The sequence below is a fragment of the Lysobacter enzymogenes genome (assembly GCF_023617245.1).
GTDB lineage: Bacteria > Pseudomonadota > Gammaproteobacteria > Xanthomonadales > Xanthomonadaceae > Lysobacter > Lysobacter yananisis.
This window is the reverse complement of sequence record NZ_CP067396.1, coordinates 86778-102659: the sequence shown is the minus strand read 5'-3', so window position 1 is coordinate 102659 and position 15882 is coordinate 86778. Positions and strand designations below refer to the sequence as shown.

The window sequence follows — 15882 nt, the reverse complement described above, 5'->3', positions numbered from 1 at the left end:
CTTCTCCCGCTGGCGGGAGAAGGTGCCCCGCAGGGGCGGATGAGGGCACGCGGGTGATCGGAGCGGCGCGCTGCGCGCGGCCCTCACCCCAACCTCTCTCCCGCACGCGGGAGAGGGGCTTCAAGACGTTCGCTGTTGCCGTAGCAGACAAACCGTTTCCCCAGCCGCGTTGAACCGCGCGGGCTTTATCCCCAAGGTGGTGCCCATGTCCGTCCGCAGTCCCCGCATCGAATTCGCCGTCGGCGCGTTCCTGCTGCTCGCCCTGGCCTCGCTGCTGGTGTTGGCGATCGCCTCCACCAACGGCAAGTTCGGCTTCGGCCGCGACAATTACGAGGTCACCGCCAAGTTCACCAGCATCGGCGCGCTGCGCCCGAACGCGCCGGTGAAGATCGGCGGCGTCAACGTCGGCCAGGTCGCCGACATTTCGCTGGACCCGAAGAGCTACGCCTCGGTGGTCACCCTGTCCATCGACAAGCGCTACAACAAGCTCTCCGCCGACACCTCGGCCGGCATCTTCACCAGCGGCCTGCTCGGCGAGAGCTATATCGGCCTGACCCCGGGCGGCGACCCGGAAGACCTCAAGCCGGGCGACGAGATCTACCTGACCCAGCCGGCGATCGATCTGATCCAGTTGGTCGGCAAGTACATGTTCAGCGGCGGTGGCGCACAAGGCGGGGGCAACGGCACTGGCGCCGAACCCGCCAAGCCCGCCGACGCCGGCACCCCCGATTACCTCAAGGGCGAGCAACCCGCCCCCTCCAGCGAGAGCAAGCCATGAAGCGCATCCTGACCGCCTCCGTCCTCGCCTGCGCCCTGTTCGCAGGCGTCCCGTCCCTGGCCCTGGCCCAGGCCACCGCCGCCGCGGGCACCGCGCCGGCCGCCGGCACGCCGAGCGCGATGGTGCTGGGCAACACCACCCGCATCCTGTCGACCCTGGAATCGCGCCGCGCCGAGTTCAGCAAGAACCGCGCCGCGCTGAGCCAGTTCGTCACCACCGAGTTCAACCAGCTGTTCGACCGCGACTACGCCGCGCGCCTGGTCCTGGGCACCCACGGCCGCGGCGCGGCCGACGCCGACGTGGCGCTGTTCTCCGACGCGCTGACCAGCAGCCTGATGCAGCGCTACGGCTCGGCCCTGCTCGACTTCAACACCCGCCTGCAGGTGCGGATCAAGTCCGAGACCCCGCTGCGCGGCGGCGCCATCGTCAAGGTGTCGAGCGAGTTCCTGCGCCAGGGCGGCGAGCCGGTGCCGGTCGACTACCTGCTGCGCAAGACCGGCAACCAGTGGAAGGTGTTCGACGTGATGGTGGAAGGCGTCAGCTTCGTGCAGACCTTCCGCAACCAGTTCGACGCGCCGCTGAGCCAGAAGTCGATCGCCCAGGTCGCCGCCGACATCAAGGCCGGCAAGCTGCAGGCGCAGGCGAGCGGCAACAAGTGAGCCCGGCTCCGGCCAGCGTGCGGCGCGACGGCGAGACGCTGGCGTTCGCCGGCGTCCTCGACCGCGCCGCGGCGGCCGCGCTGTGGCCGCAGGCGCGGCCGCTCGCGCCCGGCGCGCGCCGGTTCGACCTGACCGGCGTGGCCTCGGTCGACAGCGCCGGCCTGGCGCTGCTGGCCGAACTGGCCGCGCAGGCGCCGGGCGTGGCCGTGGTCGGCGAGCCGACCGGGCTGGCCGAGTTGCGCGCCGCCTACCGCCTGGACGATTCGCTCGGCTTCGGCCGCTGAGGACCGCGCCGCCGGAACGCTTTCGCTGCATGCATCTCATCGTTGCGGTCGCCGACGCCCACGGACGTGGCCTGGCCGCCCCCACCGTTGTCCCGGAAGACTAGACTGCAACCATGCGCCCCCACGCACTCCCCCTCGCGCTGGCCTTGGCCCTGGCCGCGCACACCGTCCCGGCCGCGGCGCAGGACGCCGCCCCGGTCCTGCCGGGCGATCCGTCCGCGCTGACCATCGACACCGCGGCGCTGGCCGCGGCCGCGCAGGCCGACGCCGCGACCCAGGCGACCGACACCGGCGCACCGGTGCTGACCGACTCGGCGCGCGCGCTGGATGCGGCCGTTGCCGCGACCGACGCCGCCCAGGCCGAAGCCCTGGCCGGCGCGTCCGCCAGCGCCGACGCGCAGCCCGCGCCGGACGTCTCGCTCGACTACGCCCTCGCCCAGGTCGACCCGACCGCCGCGACGCCGCCGCCGGCCGAGCCGGCCGCGGCCGCCGACGACCCGCGCACCCAGGCCGAGCGCGACTTCGACGCGCTCTACGGCAACCCGCAAGGCGAGTACAACCCGGTCGCCGATCCCACCCTGCCGGCGCCGGCCAACGTGCCCGGCGGCTACGACCCGTGGGAGAAGTACAACCGCAAGATGCACCGCTTCAACAACGCGGTCGACCGCGGTGTGGCCAAGCCGCTGGCACGCGCCTACACCAAGGTGGTGCCGCGGCCGATCCGCCTGGGCGTCAGCAACTTCTTCAACAACCTCGGCCAGCCGGTGTCGATGGTCAACGCGCTGCTGCAGGGCAAGCCCAAGCAGGCGGCGCAGTCGCTGGGCCGGTTCGCGCTGAACACCACGCTGGGCATCGGCGGCATCTTCGACCCGGCCACCGCGGCCAAGCTGCCGAACCGCAGCGAGGACTTCGGCCAAACGCTGGGCGTGTGGGGCTGGAAGCGCTCGCGTTACTTCGAATTGCCGTTCTTCGGCCCGCGCACCGTGCGCGACGCGTTCGGCGCGGTCGGCGACGCCCCGTTGAGCCCGTTGCGCCGGATCGAACGCGACCGCATCCGCATCGGCCTGCAGGGCCTGCAGCTGGTCGACATCCGCGCCCAGCTGCTGCCGCTGGACAACCTGCGCGAAGGCGCCGAGGACGAATACGCGCTGGTGCGCGACTCGTGGATGCAGCGCCGCGACTACCAGATCTTCGGCGACCGCCTGGAGAAGAACGGCGACACCGCGTTGCCGGACTACCTGCAGGACGACAGCAACCCCAGCGTGCCGGCGAACGCGATGCCGGTGATGCCGACCGACGGCGCCGGCGTGCGCTGAGGCGACGCGACAGCGGATATGCGAACGGCCCGGATGCGAATCCGGGCCGTTTTGTTTTTGCGCGCCGCGGTGGAAGCGATGCGCGCAGCGACCGCATCAGCGCAACTACGATGAAACGTTCGCCGTTACCGTATTGGCGCGGTCGCGGCTCGCGCCGCTCCTACAGGGGCTTCGGCCGCTGGCGATGCGACCCATCGCCATCGTTCCGGCGAAAGCCAACCGAAGCGACGCGGCCACGCCGCCGCATTCTGAAGCGGCAAAACCCCAAACTCGTCATTCCGGCGAAAGCCGGAATCCATTTTGATGTTGCCGTTGCCGTTGCCGTTGTCCTTGGCTTGGACGCAACCTCGCCCGAGGCCCACGCCCCGCAGCCCCGGAGGGCGTGCGCATGGATGCGCACGCGCGCCATGGGGCAGGATGCCCCTTATGGCGCGGCCCCGCGCCCCTTTCGAGCCCTAGTGGCTCTTGATCCGAAAAAGAACAGGCCTTTTCTTTGGTTGCTGGTCTCTAACCTCAAGTGCATCACCTCAGTGAGGCACTGTGAATGGGTCAGCAGTATTCGCATCTGAGCGCAGAAGAGCGCGGGGCCATCATGGTCTTGATCGCCCAAGGGGCGAGCGGACGGCAAATCGCCCAGACGTTGGGTCGGGCGCAAAGCACAATTGCTCGCGAGTTGCGCCGTAATGGGTTTCGGTCCCATTCGGGGCCGCCGCTGCGCGGACGCCCTCGTTTCGACCCTGGCTACGATGCGACCCGGGCGGGCCGGCGGGCCCAGCGACTGCGGCGACGGGCGCGGGTGCGCCGCAAGCTGCGACGCGACACCGTGCTGTGGCGACGCGTGCGCTATTGGCTGGAACGGTGCTGGTCGCCGCAACAGATTGCCGACAAACTGCGGGATCTGTACCCGGACCGGCCCTGGCTGCGCGTGTCGCACGAAACGATCTATACCGCGATTTATGCGATGCCGCGCGGCGAATTGCGCCGCCAGGTGACCCGTCTGCTGCGGCAGGGGCGCAAGTCCGGCCGCCGCACGCGCCAGGGAAGCGACGCCCGCGGCCATCTGCCGGATCTGCCCAACATCCGCCTGCGGCCGCCGGCCGCGCATGAGCGCCTGATGCCGGGGCATTGGGAGGGCGACCTGATCGTGGGCGCGCACAACCGCTCGGCGATTGGGGTATTGGTCTGCCGCCGCACCTTGTACGTCAAGCTGGTCAAGCTCGCCGACGCGACCGCGCACACGGTGCTGGAGGCCTTCAGCTCGGCGTTCGAAGGTGTGCCGGAAAGTTTGAAGAAGACCTTGACCTACGACCAGGGCAAGGAAATGGCATCGCATCGGCAGTTGAGCGAACGCACTGGTTTAGCGATCTACTTCGCCGACCCCCATAGCCCGTGGCAACGCGGAACCTGCGAAAACACCAACGGCTTGTTGCGGCAATACTTTCCCAAGGGCACCGATCTGTCGGTGCATTCTGCGCAGCGCCTCAAAGAGGTGGCGTGGGAAATGAACAACCGCCCCCGTCGTAGCCTGGGCAGGCGCTCGCCCGTCGAGGTGCTCTATGAGGAACTCAAAAACCCGCGGGCGCAGGGTGATGCACTTGGACATTGACTCCGCCGCTACTTTCTTTTGTCGCGCTGACAAAAGAAAGTAGCTCGGCCGCTTGCGGACGAAACGCTTTTGATTGCGGCTTGTCGTCACTCGTTGCTTCGATAAGAGCAAGAGCAACAGCAAAGTCAAAATGGGTTCCGGCTTTCGCCGGAATGACGAGCTTGGGAGTTCGCAGCTTCGGGGTGCAGCGGCGGAGCTACGTCGCTTCGGTTGACCCCGACCCATCGCCCCCCGCCACCGCCGCATCATCAGCCACAGGCAAAGCCAGCGGCGCCGAAACGTCTTCGCCGTCGCTTTCATCCTCGTCCAGCGCCAGCTCCACCAGCTTCGCCGGCATCGCCTTGTTCGGCTTGACCCCGAGCTCGCGCAGCATTTCGGCCTGGCGGATCGCATTGCCTTTACCGCGCCCGAGCTTGTCGCGCGCGGCCTCCAGCGTCTTGTGCGCGCCGTCGAGCTGGTTCGCGGCCTTGTCCAGGTCGGCCACGAACGCGGCCAGCTTGTCGTACAACAGCGCGCCGCGCTTGGCGATCTCCTGCGCGTTGCGGCTCTGCGCTTCCTGCCGCCACAGGTGCTTGACCGTGCGCAGCACGAACAATAGCGTCGACGGGCTCACCATCAGCACGTTGCGGTCCCAGCCTTCCATGAACAAGCCGCGGTCGTTGGCGACGGCGAGCATGAACGCCGGTTCGATCGGCACGAACATCAGCACGAAGTCGAGCGAACGCAGCCCGTACAGCTCCTGATAGCGCTTCTCCGACAGGCCGCGCATGTGCTGGCGCATCGATTCGACATGCCGCTTGAGCGCGCGCGCGCGGGTGTCCTCGTCCTCGGCGCTGACGAACTGCTCGTAGGCGACCAGCGACATCTTGGCGTCGACGATCATGTGCCGGTCTTCGGGCAGGTGCACGGTCACGTCCGGGCGGCGCTCGCCGTCCTCGGTGCCGTGGCTCTCCTGCACGTCGTATTCCTCGCCCTTGCGCAGTCCGGCCGACTCCAGCACGCGCTCGAGCACCAGTTCGCCCCAGGCGCCCTGCGCCTTGTTCGAGCCCTTGAGCGCGGTGGTGAGGTTCTTGGCGTCCTCGCTGAGCGACTGGTTCAGCGCCATCAGCTGGCGCACCTGCTCGCCCAGCGCGGTGCGGTCGCGGGTTTCGTTGTCGTAGACGGTCTCGACCCGCGCCTGGAACTCGCTCAGCTTCTGCTGCAGCGGATCGAGCAGCTGGCCCAGGTGGCTGCGGTTCTGCTCGGTGAAGCGGCGGCTCTTCTCTTCCAGGATCTCGTTGGCGAGGTTGCGGAACTGCACGCTGAGTTCGTCGCGCACCTCGCGCAGCTGGGCGATCTTCTCCTGCGCCTGGTTGCGCTCGGCCTCCAGCTGGGTGCCGACGCGGCCGAGTTCGACCGTGCGCCGGTTGAGGTCGCCGGCCAGCGCGTCGCGTTCGCGTTCGAGCTGCTCGAATTCCACGCGCAGGCGCTGCAGGGCCTGCTGTTCCTTGTCGAGTTCGGCGCCGCTGCGGCCGATGGCCTCGCGCAGCAGGCCGCTGTCGCGCACCAGCTGGCCGCGCTGGGCCTCGAGGTCGTCGAGCCGCGCCTGCAGCTCGGGAATGCGCGCGCAGCGCTCGGCCAGTTGCGCGCGCTCGGTATTGGCGGCATCGAGCCGGTCGCCCAGCTCGGCGCGCGCGGCCGCGTGCGCGCGCGCGGCGCCGGCGCGGGCCAGCAGCCAGGCCAGCGCGGCCCCGAACAGGGCGGCGACGAGAATGGCGGCGGCGGCGAGGGTCGGGGACATCGGGACTCGAGGCGGGGGCGGGGGCGGGCGGAAAGAGGGGGGAGCGGGCCGTCCGTGCCCGGGCCAGCGCGCGGCGGCGGTGGCGGCAGGCACCCACGGGGCGCCTAGTCTAAAGGCCAGTCTAAACGGGTGAGTCTCAGGTCCTGCGACCGGCGCCGGCGTCGCGCGGCGTCGCATCGACTGCGATTTCGGTCACAAATAATCAGCAAGATCCACATTCGATATTCCATACGGAACAGCATTGCCGCCCGCGCCTGTGCCAATCTTGGCCGCAGCCGCCGGGTCGCCGCAGGCCCGTTCCGCACAAGCGAAGGCCCGCCCATGGACCCGCGAGACCCCCGACTGTACGCCGACCCGCGCGGCGTCTGGCGCGACGACGGCGCCGGCCGCGTGCACGGCATCCGCTGGCGCGACATCGACGGCATCGACGGCTACGCGATCGACGCCGCCGACCGCCGCCTGGTCTACCTCGCACTGGGCACCGCCAGCGGCGAGCGGCTGGAACTGCGCACCGACTGGCCCGGCTACCAGGACGTGACCCGCGCGCTCAGCGCGCACCTGCCGGGCCTGGACGTGGACGCGCTGCGGCGGCTGGATCAGGCGCGCCCGGAGGATCCGCCGGCGATCCTGTGGTGGCGCGATTGAGCGGACACGGCCGAGGCGGCGCGTTCGAAACGACGCTACCGACGCCGCGGGTCCGATCCGCCGCGCCTCAGTCCAGCACGCGGCAGAACACCGCCTTGAGGTAGCGCGACTCCGGCACCTGCGCCAGCCACGGGTGATCGGCGCCGGCGCCGGCCACGCGCAGCACCTGCACGGTGCGGCCGGCATAGAACGCGGCGCGGCGCAGCATGTCGAGGAACTGGTCCTCGCTGACCAGGCCGGTGCACGAGAACGTCGCGAACAAACCGCCGGGCTTGACCACGCTCAGCGCCAGCTTGTTCATGTCGAGGTACTTCTTCAGCGCCGGAATGACCTGCTCGCGGTCGCGGGTCATCTTGGCCGGGTCGAGGATGACCACGTCGAAGCGCTCGCCGGCATTCCCCATGTCGCGCAGGTACGGAAAGATGTCGGCCTGGACGAACTTGACGTGGGCGCCGTTGAGCTTGGCGTTGCCCTTGGCGATGTTGATCACGTCGGCGTCGATGTCCACGCCGATCACTTCCTCGGCGCCGCGCGCCTTGGCGTAGACGCCGAAACCGCCGGTGTTGCAGCACAGGTCGAGCACGCGCTTGCCGGCGACCTGCTGCGACAGCCATTCTCGGTTCTCGCGCTGGTCGGCGAAGAAACCGGTCTTGTGCGCGCCGGCCGGGTCGGCGCGGAACTTGATGCCGTATTCGGTGATGACCGCCGGCGGGACCGCCTCGGTGCCGCGGAAGTCGAAGCTTTCCTGCTTCTGCACGTGCTCGTCGGCGAAGGCGTAGAAGCGGCAGCCGGGGAACTGCGCGCGCAGCGCGTCGTAGATCCATTCGCGGTGGCGGAACGCGCCGGCGCTGAAGTACTCGACCACCAGCAGGTCGCCGTAGCGGTCCACGACCAGGCCGCTGATGCCGTCGCCCTCGCTGTGGACCACGCGCCAGGCGTCGCTGACCTCGTCGAGCCGGAGCACGTCGCGGCGCAGCGACACCGCCGCGGCGATCTTGCGCGCGAACCAGTCGGCGTCGACCGCCACGTCCGGATCGTTTTCGAGCATGCGCAGGGCGATGCGCGAGTGGCCGTTGTAGAAGCCGCGGCCGATCCATTCGCCGTCCACGCCGATCACCTCGACGATGCTGCCGGGCTTGGGGCGCTGGGCCGGCTTGTCGACCAGGCGCTGGAAGATCCAGGGGTGGGTGGATTTCCAGGCGTTCTTGAGGCGTACGGTGGGGAGTTCGGTAGTCATCGCGCCATTCTACCGGGCCCGGCGCCCCGGGCCGGAATGCGAACGGCGGCCCAATCCCGCCGGCGGGACAATGAAGCCCACCGCGGCCGGCTTGTTTTGCCCGCCGCCGGTGCCAATCTGGTTCCCATGCACCTGCCCACCGACGCCCCGATCCCCGACACCCCGGCGCAGCGCAAGACCGACCGCGCGCGGCTGACCCGGGCCCTCAACGCCAGCCTGGCCTTCGTGCTGGCGCTGGCGGCGGTGTACGCCGCCCAGGGCAGTTTCGACATCCGCCCGTTCACGGTTTCGCCGTGGACCGCCGAGGGCCTGCTGGGCCTGCTGACCGCGCCGCTGCTGCACGGCTCGATCGAGCACCTGGCCGCGAACGCGACCTCGCTGCTGTTGCTGGGCACCCTGGCCGGCGCGGTCTATCCCAAGGCCACGCTGCGCGCGCTGCCGGTGGTGTGGCTGGGCTCGGGGCTGGGGGCATGGCTGCTGGGCGAGCCGGGCAGCCATCACTTGGGCGCCAGCGGCCTGACCCATGGCCTGATGTTCCTGGTCATGACCCTGGGCCTGCTGCGCCGCGACCGCCCGTCCATCGCCGCGGCGATGATCGCCTTCCTGCTCTACGGCGGCATGCTGCTGACGGTGCTGCCGCGCGAGGCCGGCGTCTCCTGGCAGGCCCACCTGGGCGGCGCCGTGGCCGGCGTGGCCTCGGCGTTCGCCTTCCGCCTGCGCGACCCGCTGCCGCCGCGCAAGCGCTACAGCTGGGAAGACGAAGAAGACGCCGAGCTGGTTCCGGTCAACGACGAACTGGAACCGCCGAGCCCGCGCAACGTGCCGGTGCTGTGGAACCGGCCGGATCCGGGCGACGTGCACAGCGGCGTGGTGCTGGAGTTTCCGCGGCGCGATCCGCCGGCGGGGCCGCAGTGAGGGCGATGCGCGGCTGACGACGCAGGCACGGCCCGCGTTGTCGTAGCGGTGCCCGGCGGATTGGATGCCGATGCGCGCTCGCGTCGTCGGCTCAGCGCGCCGGCGGCGGTTGCGATTGTCTTGGCGGGATAAACCTTCGAATCAACCTGGATTCCGGCTTGCGCCGGAACGACGGTGGCTGAGCGAATTCGCAGCCACTCGCCCGCGACGAGGTCCCGCGCAGCGCTCACACCGGCGCGACCTCATCCTCCATCCGCACCACATACCGCACCGCCTCCACCCGCACCGCGCGCAGCGGCGCTTCCAGCTCGCGCGCGGCCTCGCTCCACTGCGGCGACTGGCACTGCAGGTTCAGGCAGCCGAAGCGGCGCGCCGCGTCCAGCGCCTGGCCCAGCAGCGCGGTCTCCACCCCGCGTTCGAGCCACGGCTCGCGCACGTAGGGATCGTCGAGCTGCAGGCAGTAGGCGCGCTCGAGCATGGAGAAGCTGGCGGTGGCGCTGGCGTAGCCGATCACCTCGCCGTCGGCTTCGGCCAGCCAGGCCCAGGCGCCGAACGGCGGTTCGAACAGCACCTCCATCAGCTCCAGCGCGTCCGCGCGCGGCGGGCCGTAGGGGCGGCGTTCGAGCGCGCGGCGGTCGCTGTGCTCCTGGCACAGCGCGATCAGGGTCGGCGCGTCGGCGCGGGTCACCGCGCGCACGCTCAGGCCGGCGGGCGCGGCGAGGGAGGGTTCGGAACGGGTCACGGCGAGCTGGGGGTTCATCGCGGGTTTCCGGTAAGCGGCGGAGGGGGGAGCGCGGCGACGCGGTAGCATCGGCGCGGAACACCGCGGACGCGGCGGCCTGCGCTGCGGGCGCGGCCATCCTGCGCGCCGGCTTTTAAGAACTTTTTAATCGTGCCGGCGCACAGTGGCTGCGGACGATGCGGCAGATCGCCGCAACCCCCTTGCCGCGTCACCCATTCGAGCGACACCCATCCGAGCGACACCCATCCGAGCGACACCGAGACACGACCGGGCGATGAACATCCTGCTGGTGGAAGACGACGCGATGCTGGCCGAGGCCGTGCGCACGGGCCTGGGTCACGACGGCTGGCGGGTCGACTGGGTGGCCGATGCGCCGCTGGCCAAGACCGCGCTGGTCGATCACGACTTCGACGCGGTGGTGCTCGACCTCGGCCTGCCCGGCGGCTCCGGCCTGGGCGTGCTCGGCGCGCTGCGCAACCGCTACGACGCCACTCCGGTGCTGATCGTGACCGCGCGCGACAAGCTCAGCGAGCGCATCGCCGGGCTCGACGCCGGCGCCGACGACTACATCGTCAAACCCTTCCAGCTCGACGAACTGTGCGCGCGCCTGCGCGCGGTGATGCGGCGCAGCCAGGGCCGGGTCTCGCCGGTGCTCAGCTGCGGCGCGGTGGTGCTGGACCCGGCGCGGCGCCTGGTCACCCGCGACGGCGAGCCGGTCACCCTCAGCGGCCACGAGTTCCGCACCCTGACCCTGCTGCTCGAACGCCAGGGCCGGGTGGTCACCCGCGAACAATTGGAGGAAGCCGTCTACGGCAGCTCCGGCACGATCGAGAGCAACACCATCGCGGTGTACGTGCACCAGCTGCGGCGCAAGCTCGGCGAGCAGTTGATCGTGACCGTGCACGGCTACGGCTACCGCGTCGGCGGCGGGCCGAACTGACATGGCCGCCGTGCGCACGCGTCTGCGCCCGCAACTGCGCGCCCGTCCGCGCGCGGCCTCGGCGCGTGCGTCCGCGCCGCGCGGCGGCCGCCGATGAGCGCGATCGACGGCCGCGATGCCGGCACCGGCGACGGCGAGCGCGAAGCGCGCTGGCGCGAGCGCGAACGCCAGCTCAACAGCTGGCGCGAACGCTGCCGCCAGTCGCGCGAGTTCCCGGCCGGCCGCTCGCTGCGCTGGAAGCTCACCTGGGTGCTGTTCAAGGCGGTGCTGCTGGCCTGGTTCGTGTGGCTGAGCTGCCAGATCTGGCAACTCGGCCGCGAGCACACCGGCATGCTCGACAACTCCCTGCGCGAGATCGCCGAACAAGTGCTCGGCTCGATGCCCGAGGGCCTGGACCGCCTGCCCTCGCGCGATCCCGCCCGCGCCACCGTGCCGGTCGATGCCGACCGCAAGATGAGCTTCCAGGTCTGGGCCAACGGCCGCAACGTGGTGTACTCCGCGGCCGCGCCGCTGCAACCGCTCAATCCCGAATTCAAGGACGGCTTCGCCCGCCGCGTCATCGACGGCGAACGCTGGCAGGTCTACACCCTCACCGACAAGCCGCGCGGCCTGGTGGTGCAGGTCGGCCGGACCAAGCGCATGGCGATCGAGGAACTGCAGAACTGGATCGTCGGCAGCCTGCTGGCCGCGGCGCTGATCCTGGTGCTGTTCGCGCTGGCGACCTGGCTGGTGATAGGGCGCTCGCTGCGGCCGATCACCGCGTTGCGGCGGATTCTGCAGGAACGCCAGCCGCTCGACCTGACCCCGCTGCCGACCCATCCGCTGCCCTCGGAATTCCATCCGCTGGTGGAGGCCTTCAACGGCCAGCTCGAACGCGTCGACGCGGCCGTGCAGCACGAGCGCCGTTTCATCTCCGACGCCGCCCACGAGCTGCGCACGCCGCTGGCGGTGCTGAGCACCCACGCCGAACTGGCGTTGCGCGCGACCACGCTGGAAGCCAAGAACGCCGCACTGCAAAAGCTCAACGCCGGCGTGCAGCGCAGCGCGCGGCTGTCGGAACAGTTGCTCGACCTGGCCCGGCTCGACGCCGGCGAGGAAAGCGTGCGGCTGGCGCCGCTGGACCTGTCCGACCTGATCGTGCTGGTGATCCGCGACTTCGAGACCCTGGCGCGCGAGCGCCGCCAGCGCATCAGCCTGCGCGCCGAACCGACCCGCCTGCTCGGCGACGTCGACCAGCTCGGCATCCTGCTGCGCAACCTGATCGACAACGCGGTGCGCCATGCCGGCGCCGACGGCCAGGTGGCGGTGAGCTGCTCGGCCGAGGCCGGCGGCGCGGTGCTGCGCGTGGCCGACAACGGCCCCGGCGTGGCGACGGACGATTGCGAACGCATCTTCGATCGCTTCTACCGCGCGCCGGGCAGCCCCGACGGCGGCAGCGGCATCGGCCTGTCGCTGGTCGCGCGCATCGCCCAGACCCACGGCGCCAGGATCGAATGCGGCCAGGGCCTGGAGCGCGGCGGCGACGACCCGCGCGGCCCGGGCCGCGGCTTCGAAGTCTGCGTCCGGTTCCCGCCGGTGCCGGCGTGACCGGCCCCTAACCCCCTGTAGCAGCGGCGCAAGCCGCGACCGCGATAGCGCGGATACGACGCCGGCCCTGTAGACCTTACGCACCCGTGGGCTAACAGCGCCGGACATCGCAGCGGCGCGACCGCGGCTTGCGCCGCTCCTGCGCGGGCTACCGCTGCTGCCAAGGCGTTGGCAGCAGCCCCTGCGCATCCTGACCCGGTTTCCACGCCCCGGGACTGCGATGAACCACGACGGCCGCCACGACTTCGACTTCCTCCACGGCCACTGGCAGGTGCGCAACGAACGCCTGCGCGAGCGCCTGGCCGGCGGCGACGACTGGGAGATCTTCCACGCCACCCAGAGCTGCGAACCGGTGCTCGGCGGCTTGGGCAACGTCGACGCCTTTCTCAGCGACTGGCGCCGCGACGGCGGCGAGGACACCTTCCAGGGCATGACCCTGCGCCTGTTCGACCTGCAGCGCAGGCGCTGGAACATCTGGTGGGCCGGCAGCCACGACGGCGTGCTGGAGCCGCCGGTGAGCGGCGGCTTCGCCGACGGCGTCGGCGTGTTCGAAGGCGAACTCGAACACCACGGCCGGCCGGTGCGCGCACGCTTCGTTTGGAGCGCGATCGGCGCCAACACCGCGCATTGGCACCAGCAGTTCTCGATCGACGGCGGCGCCAGCTGGGAAACCAACTGGCACATGTGGCTGCGCCGACGCGACGCGGGCGGGCGCCTGCCGCACGAGGACGCGGTGATCGAACTGCGCCGCTACACCCTTAAGCCCGGCCGCCGCGACGAATTGATCGAACTGTTCGAACGCGAGTTGATCGAGCCGCAGGAAGCGGTGGGCATGCACGTGATCGGCCAGTTCCGCGAACTCGACGAACCCGACCGCTACACCTGGGTGCGCGGCTTTCCCGGCCATGCCGCGCGGGTCGAGGCCTTGCAGGGGTTCTACGGCGGCCCGACCTGGAAGCGCCATCGCGACGCCGCGAATGCGACCATGATCGACAGCGACGACGTGCGCCTGCTCAAGCCAGCGCGGCCGCGCTCGGCGCTGCCCGCGGCGCAACGCGAGCGCGCGCCGGTCGGCGCGTCGGCGGACGCGGACGGCATCGTCTGCATCGGCGTGTGCGAGCTGGACGCGCCGGCGCAGGCCGGTTTCCTCAAGCGCTTCGAACGCGACTTCGCCCCGTTGTTCGAACCGGCCGGGCTGTCGCTGCTCGGCGTCTACGTCAGCGACGACACGCCCAACGGCTTCCCGCGCCTGCCGGTGCGCGAGGGCGAACCGGCGCTGGTCTGGTTCGCGCGTTGCGCCGACGCGCAGGCGCCGCGACGGCTGGCCGAGACGCCGCAGTGGCGCGCCGCGGTCGCCGACGCGCTGCGGGCCGGACTCCGGCGCGCGCCGCAGCTGCTGCGGCTGGCGCCGACCGCGCGCTCGGAACTGCGCGGATGAAGCGGTATCCCGACGTTGGCGCGCTTGAGCGCGACGGCGCGACGCGGGATCATGCGGCATGCGCCGCGCCGACCGCCTGTTCCTGCTGATCCATGCCCTGCGCGGCCGCCGCCAGGCCATCACCGCCCAGCAGCTGGCGCAGACGCTGGAAGTCTCGCTGCGCACCGTCTACCGCGACGTCGCCGACCTGCAGCGTTCGGGCGTGCCGATCGAGGGCGAGGCCGGCGTCGGTTACGTGCTGCGCAAGGGCGCGGACATTCCGCCGCTGATGTTCAGTCCCGACGAACTCGAAGCGCTGGTGGTCGGCACCCGCTTCGTGCGCGCCTTCGGCGGCGAGCGCCTCGGCCGCGGCGCCACCGCGGCCTTACTGAAGATCGAAGCGGTGCTGCCGCCGGAACTGCGCGAGCGCGCCGCCCGCACCCGCATCTTCGCCCCCGAGCTGGCCGGCCGGATCGAATCCAGCGGCCTGATCGACGCACTCTACGCCGCGGTCCAGGAGCATCGGGTGCTGCGCCTGACGTACCGCGACAGCGGCGCGCGCGCCAGCGAGCGCGAGATCGAACCCTTGTGCCTGTCGTTCTGGGGCGGCAGCTGGACGCTGGGCGCATGGTGTCGCCTGCGCGAGGATTTCCGCAGCTTCCGTCCGGACCGCATCGCGACTCATGCGGCGACCGGGGAGGTCTTCGCGGCGGACGAACGGCGCGGGCTGCAGGCGTATCTGCGTTCGGTGGGCGGGGCGCTGCCCGATCGTTGGAAGCGGTGAGAACGGGGTGTTGGAGCCTGTGCTGCCAATCCTCGTAGAACCCGGATCTTCGACCGTCATTTCAGCGAAAGCTGGAATCCACTCTGTTGTTGTTGCTGCTGTTGCCGTTCGCCTGGACGCAACCCCAAGCGAAGCACACGTCCCGCAGCCCCAGAGGGCGCGCGCATGGATGCGCGCGCGCGCCATGGGGCAGGATGCCCCTTATGGCGCGGCCCCGCGCCGGGTGCTGGACTTAGTGGCTTGTGACCTTAAACAAGCGTTTTTCTTTGGCTACTTTCTTTTGTCGCGCTGACAAAAGAAAGTAGCTCGGCCGCTTGCGGACGAAAGCTCTTGATGGTGGCTTGTCGTCGCGCGACACATCGGTAGCGGCGAAAGCAGCAGCAACGTCAACATGGGTTCCGGCTTTCGCCGGAATGACGGCCGTAGGGTTGCGTATCCGACTGTACGAGCGGCGCAAGCCGCGACCGCGCCACGGCAGACACAGTGAAAGTTTCGGCGTAGTTGCGTTGTCGCGGTCGCGGCTCGCGCCGCTCCTACAGTCGGATACGTAGCTCAAACGACAGAGCCGAAACCCACCTCGCCAACGCCTAGCCCCTCACTTCGCCGGCAACGGCAACGCCTTGAACTCCTTCACCGTCCGCAACACCAGACTGGAGTTGATGTCCGCGCCCCCCGCCTGATTGAGCAGACGATCCAGCAAAAAGCGCGAGAGATGCTCCAGATCGCGCACCACGATCTGCAGCAGATAATCCATGTCGCCGGTCAGCGCGTAACACGCCACCACCTCGTCCCAGTCGCCGACGAATTCGGCGAACGCCGCCACCGCCTCGCTGTCGTGGCGGCCCAGGCGTACGCGCACGAACGCCTGCAGGCCCAGGCCCAGCCGCGCCGCGTCGACCTCGGCGCGGTAGCCGCGGATCACCCCCTCGCGCTCCAGCCGCTGCACCCGGCGCAGGCAGGCCGAGGCCGACAGGTGCACGCGCTCGGCCAGTTCGGCGTTGGTCAGGCGGCCGTCGCGCTGCAGCTCGGCCAGCAGGACGATGTCGGTGCGGTCCAACTCGATGGTGGCCATTTTCGGCGGCTCCGGGGCGATACACGCAAGGATGTTGCGCCAAACCGGGTTTCAGGCGCAACAACGCAAACCTATTGCGCCCGGGCGCGGCTAAAGTCGTCGTATCGGTCCGATCCGGGC

General features: G+C 70.3%; 15 protein-coding genes. 11 read left to right on the top strand and 4 right to left on the bottom strand.

Translation table 11 applies throughout. The annotated features are described in order from the left end of the window. Positions 1–205 precede the first annotated feature (205 nt). The 5 genes from mlaD to JHW41_RS00445 all read left to right on the top strand — a co-directional run bounded on the left by mlaD (position 206) and on the right by JHW41_RS00445 (position 4643). Complete coding sequence (gene mlaD / locus JHW41_RS00465) at positions 206–778, top strand: outer membrane lipid asymmetry maintenance protein MlaD (protein WP_078999929.1); 573 nt, start codon at positions 206–208, stop codon at positions 776–778. Beyond that, positions 775–1437, top strand: coding sequence for an MlaC/ttg2D family ABC transporter substrate-binding protein (locus JHW41_RS00460; protein ID WP_078999930.1), 663 nt, complete (start codon positions 775–777; stop codon positions 1435–1437). The genes mlaD and JHW41_RS00460 overlap by 4 nt, the downstream gene beginning before the upstream one ends. Continuing rightward, on the top strand, positions 1434–1721 hold the full coding sequence (locus tag JHW41_RS00455; RefSeq protein ID WP_231783906.1) for an STAS domain-containing protein: 288 nt from the start codon (positions 1434–1436) through the stop codon (positions 1719–1721). Before JHW41_RS00460 ends, JHW41_RS00455 begins: the two co-directional genes overlap by 4 nt. A gap of 113 nt (positions 1722–1834) precedes the next feature. Further along, on the top strand, positions 1835–3037 hold the full coding sequence (locus JHW41_RS00450) for an MlaA family lipoprotein (protein WP_250448617.1): 1203 nt from the start codon (positions 1835–1837) through the stop codon (positions 3035–3037). A 544-nt stretch (positions 3038–3581) separates the two neighbouring features. Continuing rightward, positions 3582–4643 carry an IS30 family transposase gene (locus JHW41_RS00445; protein WP_057945874.1) on the top strand — a complete coding sequence of 354 codons (1062 nt, stop codon included), beginning with the start codon at positions 3582–3584 and terminating at the stop codon, positions 4641–4643. Positions 4644–4839: 196 nt separating this feature from the next. On the opposite strand, the gene rmuC is transcribed toward JHW41_RS00445, so the two are convergent. Then, positions 4840–6423 carry a DNA recombination protein RmuC gene (rmuC, locus tag JHW41_RS00440; protein ID WP_250448615.1) on the bottom strand — a complete coding sequence of 528 codons (1584 nt, stop codon included), beginning with the start codon at positions 6421–6423 and terminating at the stop codon, positions 4840–4842. Positions 6424–6744: 321 nt separating this feature from the next. Here rmuC and JHW41_RS00435 point away from each other — a divergent pair, with 321 nt between their 5' ends. Continuing rightward, complete coding sequence (locus tag JHW41_RS00435) at positions 6745–7068, top strand: hypothetical protein (RefSeq protein WP_057949658.1); 324 nt, start codon at positions 6745–6747, stop codon at positions 7066–7068. Positions 7069–7135: 67 nt separating this feature from the next. Here the strand turns inward: JHW41_RS00435 and JHW41_RS00430 are convergent, their stop codons facing one another. After that, positions 7136–8305: a class I SAM-dependent rRNA methyltransferase gene (locus tag JHW41_RS00430; RefSeq protein ID WP_057949660.1), complete on the bottom strand. Its 1170-nt coding sequence runs from the start codon at positions 8303–8305 to the stop codon at positions 7136–7138. Between the two features lie 126 nt (positions 8306–8431). Here JHW41_RS00430 and JHW41_RS00425 point away from each other — a divergent pair, with 126 nt between their 5' ends. Next, on the top strand, positions 8432–9220 hold the full coding sequence (locus JHW41_RS00425; RefSeq protein ID WP_057949661.1) for a rhomboid family intramembrane serine protease: 789 nt from the start codon (positions 8432–8434) through the stop codon (positions 9218–9220). A gap of 226 nt (positions 9221–9446) precedes the next feature. Here the strand turns inward: JHW41_RS00425 and JHW41_RS00420 are convergent, their stop codons facing one another. Then, positions 9447–9980, bottom strand: coding sequence for a GNAT family N-acetyltransferase (locus JHW41_RS00420; RefSeq protein WP_250448613.1), 534 nt, complete (start codon positions 9978–9980; stop codon positions 9447–9449). 256 nt (positions 9981–10236) lie between these two features. Here JHW41_RS00420 and JHW41_RS00415 point away from each other — a divergent pair, with 256 nt between their 5' ends. From JHW41_RS00415 to JHW41_RS00400, 4 genes are all read left to right on the top strand, one after another. Next, positions 10237–10902 carry a response regulator transcription factor gene (locus JHW41_RS00415; protein ID WP_057949663.1) on the top strand — a complete coding sequence of 222 codons (666 nt, stop codon included), beginning with the start codon at positions 10237–10239 and terminating at the stop codon, positions 10900–10902. Positions 10903–10995: 93 nt separating this feature from the next. Beyond that, complete coding sequence (locus JHW41_RS00410; RefSeq protein WP_078999924.1) at positions 10996–12489, top strand: ATP-binding protein; 1494 nt, start codon at positions 10996–10998, stop codon at positions 12487–12489. Positions 12490–12709: 220 nt separating this feature from the next. Then, positions 12710–13927: an NIPSNAP family protein gene (locus JHW41_RS00405; RefSeq protein ID WP_250448611.1), complete on the top strand. Its 1218-nt coding sequence runs from the start codon at positions 12710–12712 to the stop codon at positions 13925–13927. 58 nt (positions 13928–13985) lie between these two features. Beyond that, positions 13986–14690, top strand: a complete 705-nt coding sequence (locus tag JHW41_RS00400) for a helix-turn-helix transcriptional regulator (protein WP_078999925.1) — start codon at positions 13986–13988, stop codon at positions 14688–14690. 595 nt (positions 14691–15285) lie between these two features. Here the strand turns inward: JHW41_RS00400 and JHW41_RS00395 are convergent. Continuing rightward, complete coding sequence (locus tag JHW41_RS00395) at positions 15286–15762, bottom strand: Lrp/AsnC family transcriptional regulator (RefSeq protein ID WP_057949667.1); 477 nt, start codon at positions 15760–15762, stop codon at positions 15286–15288. Between the last annotated feature and the right edge of the window lie 120 nt (positions 15763–15882).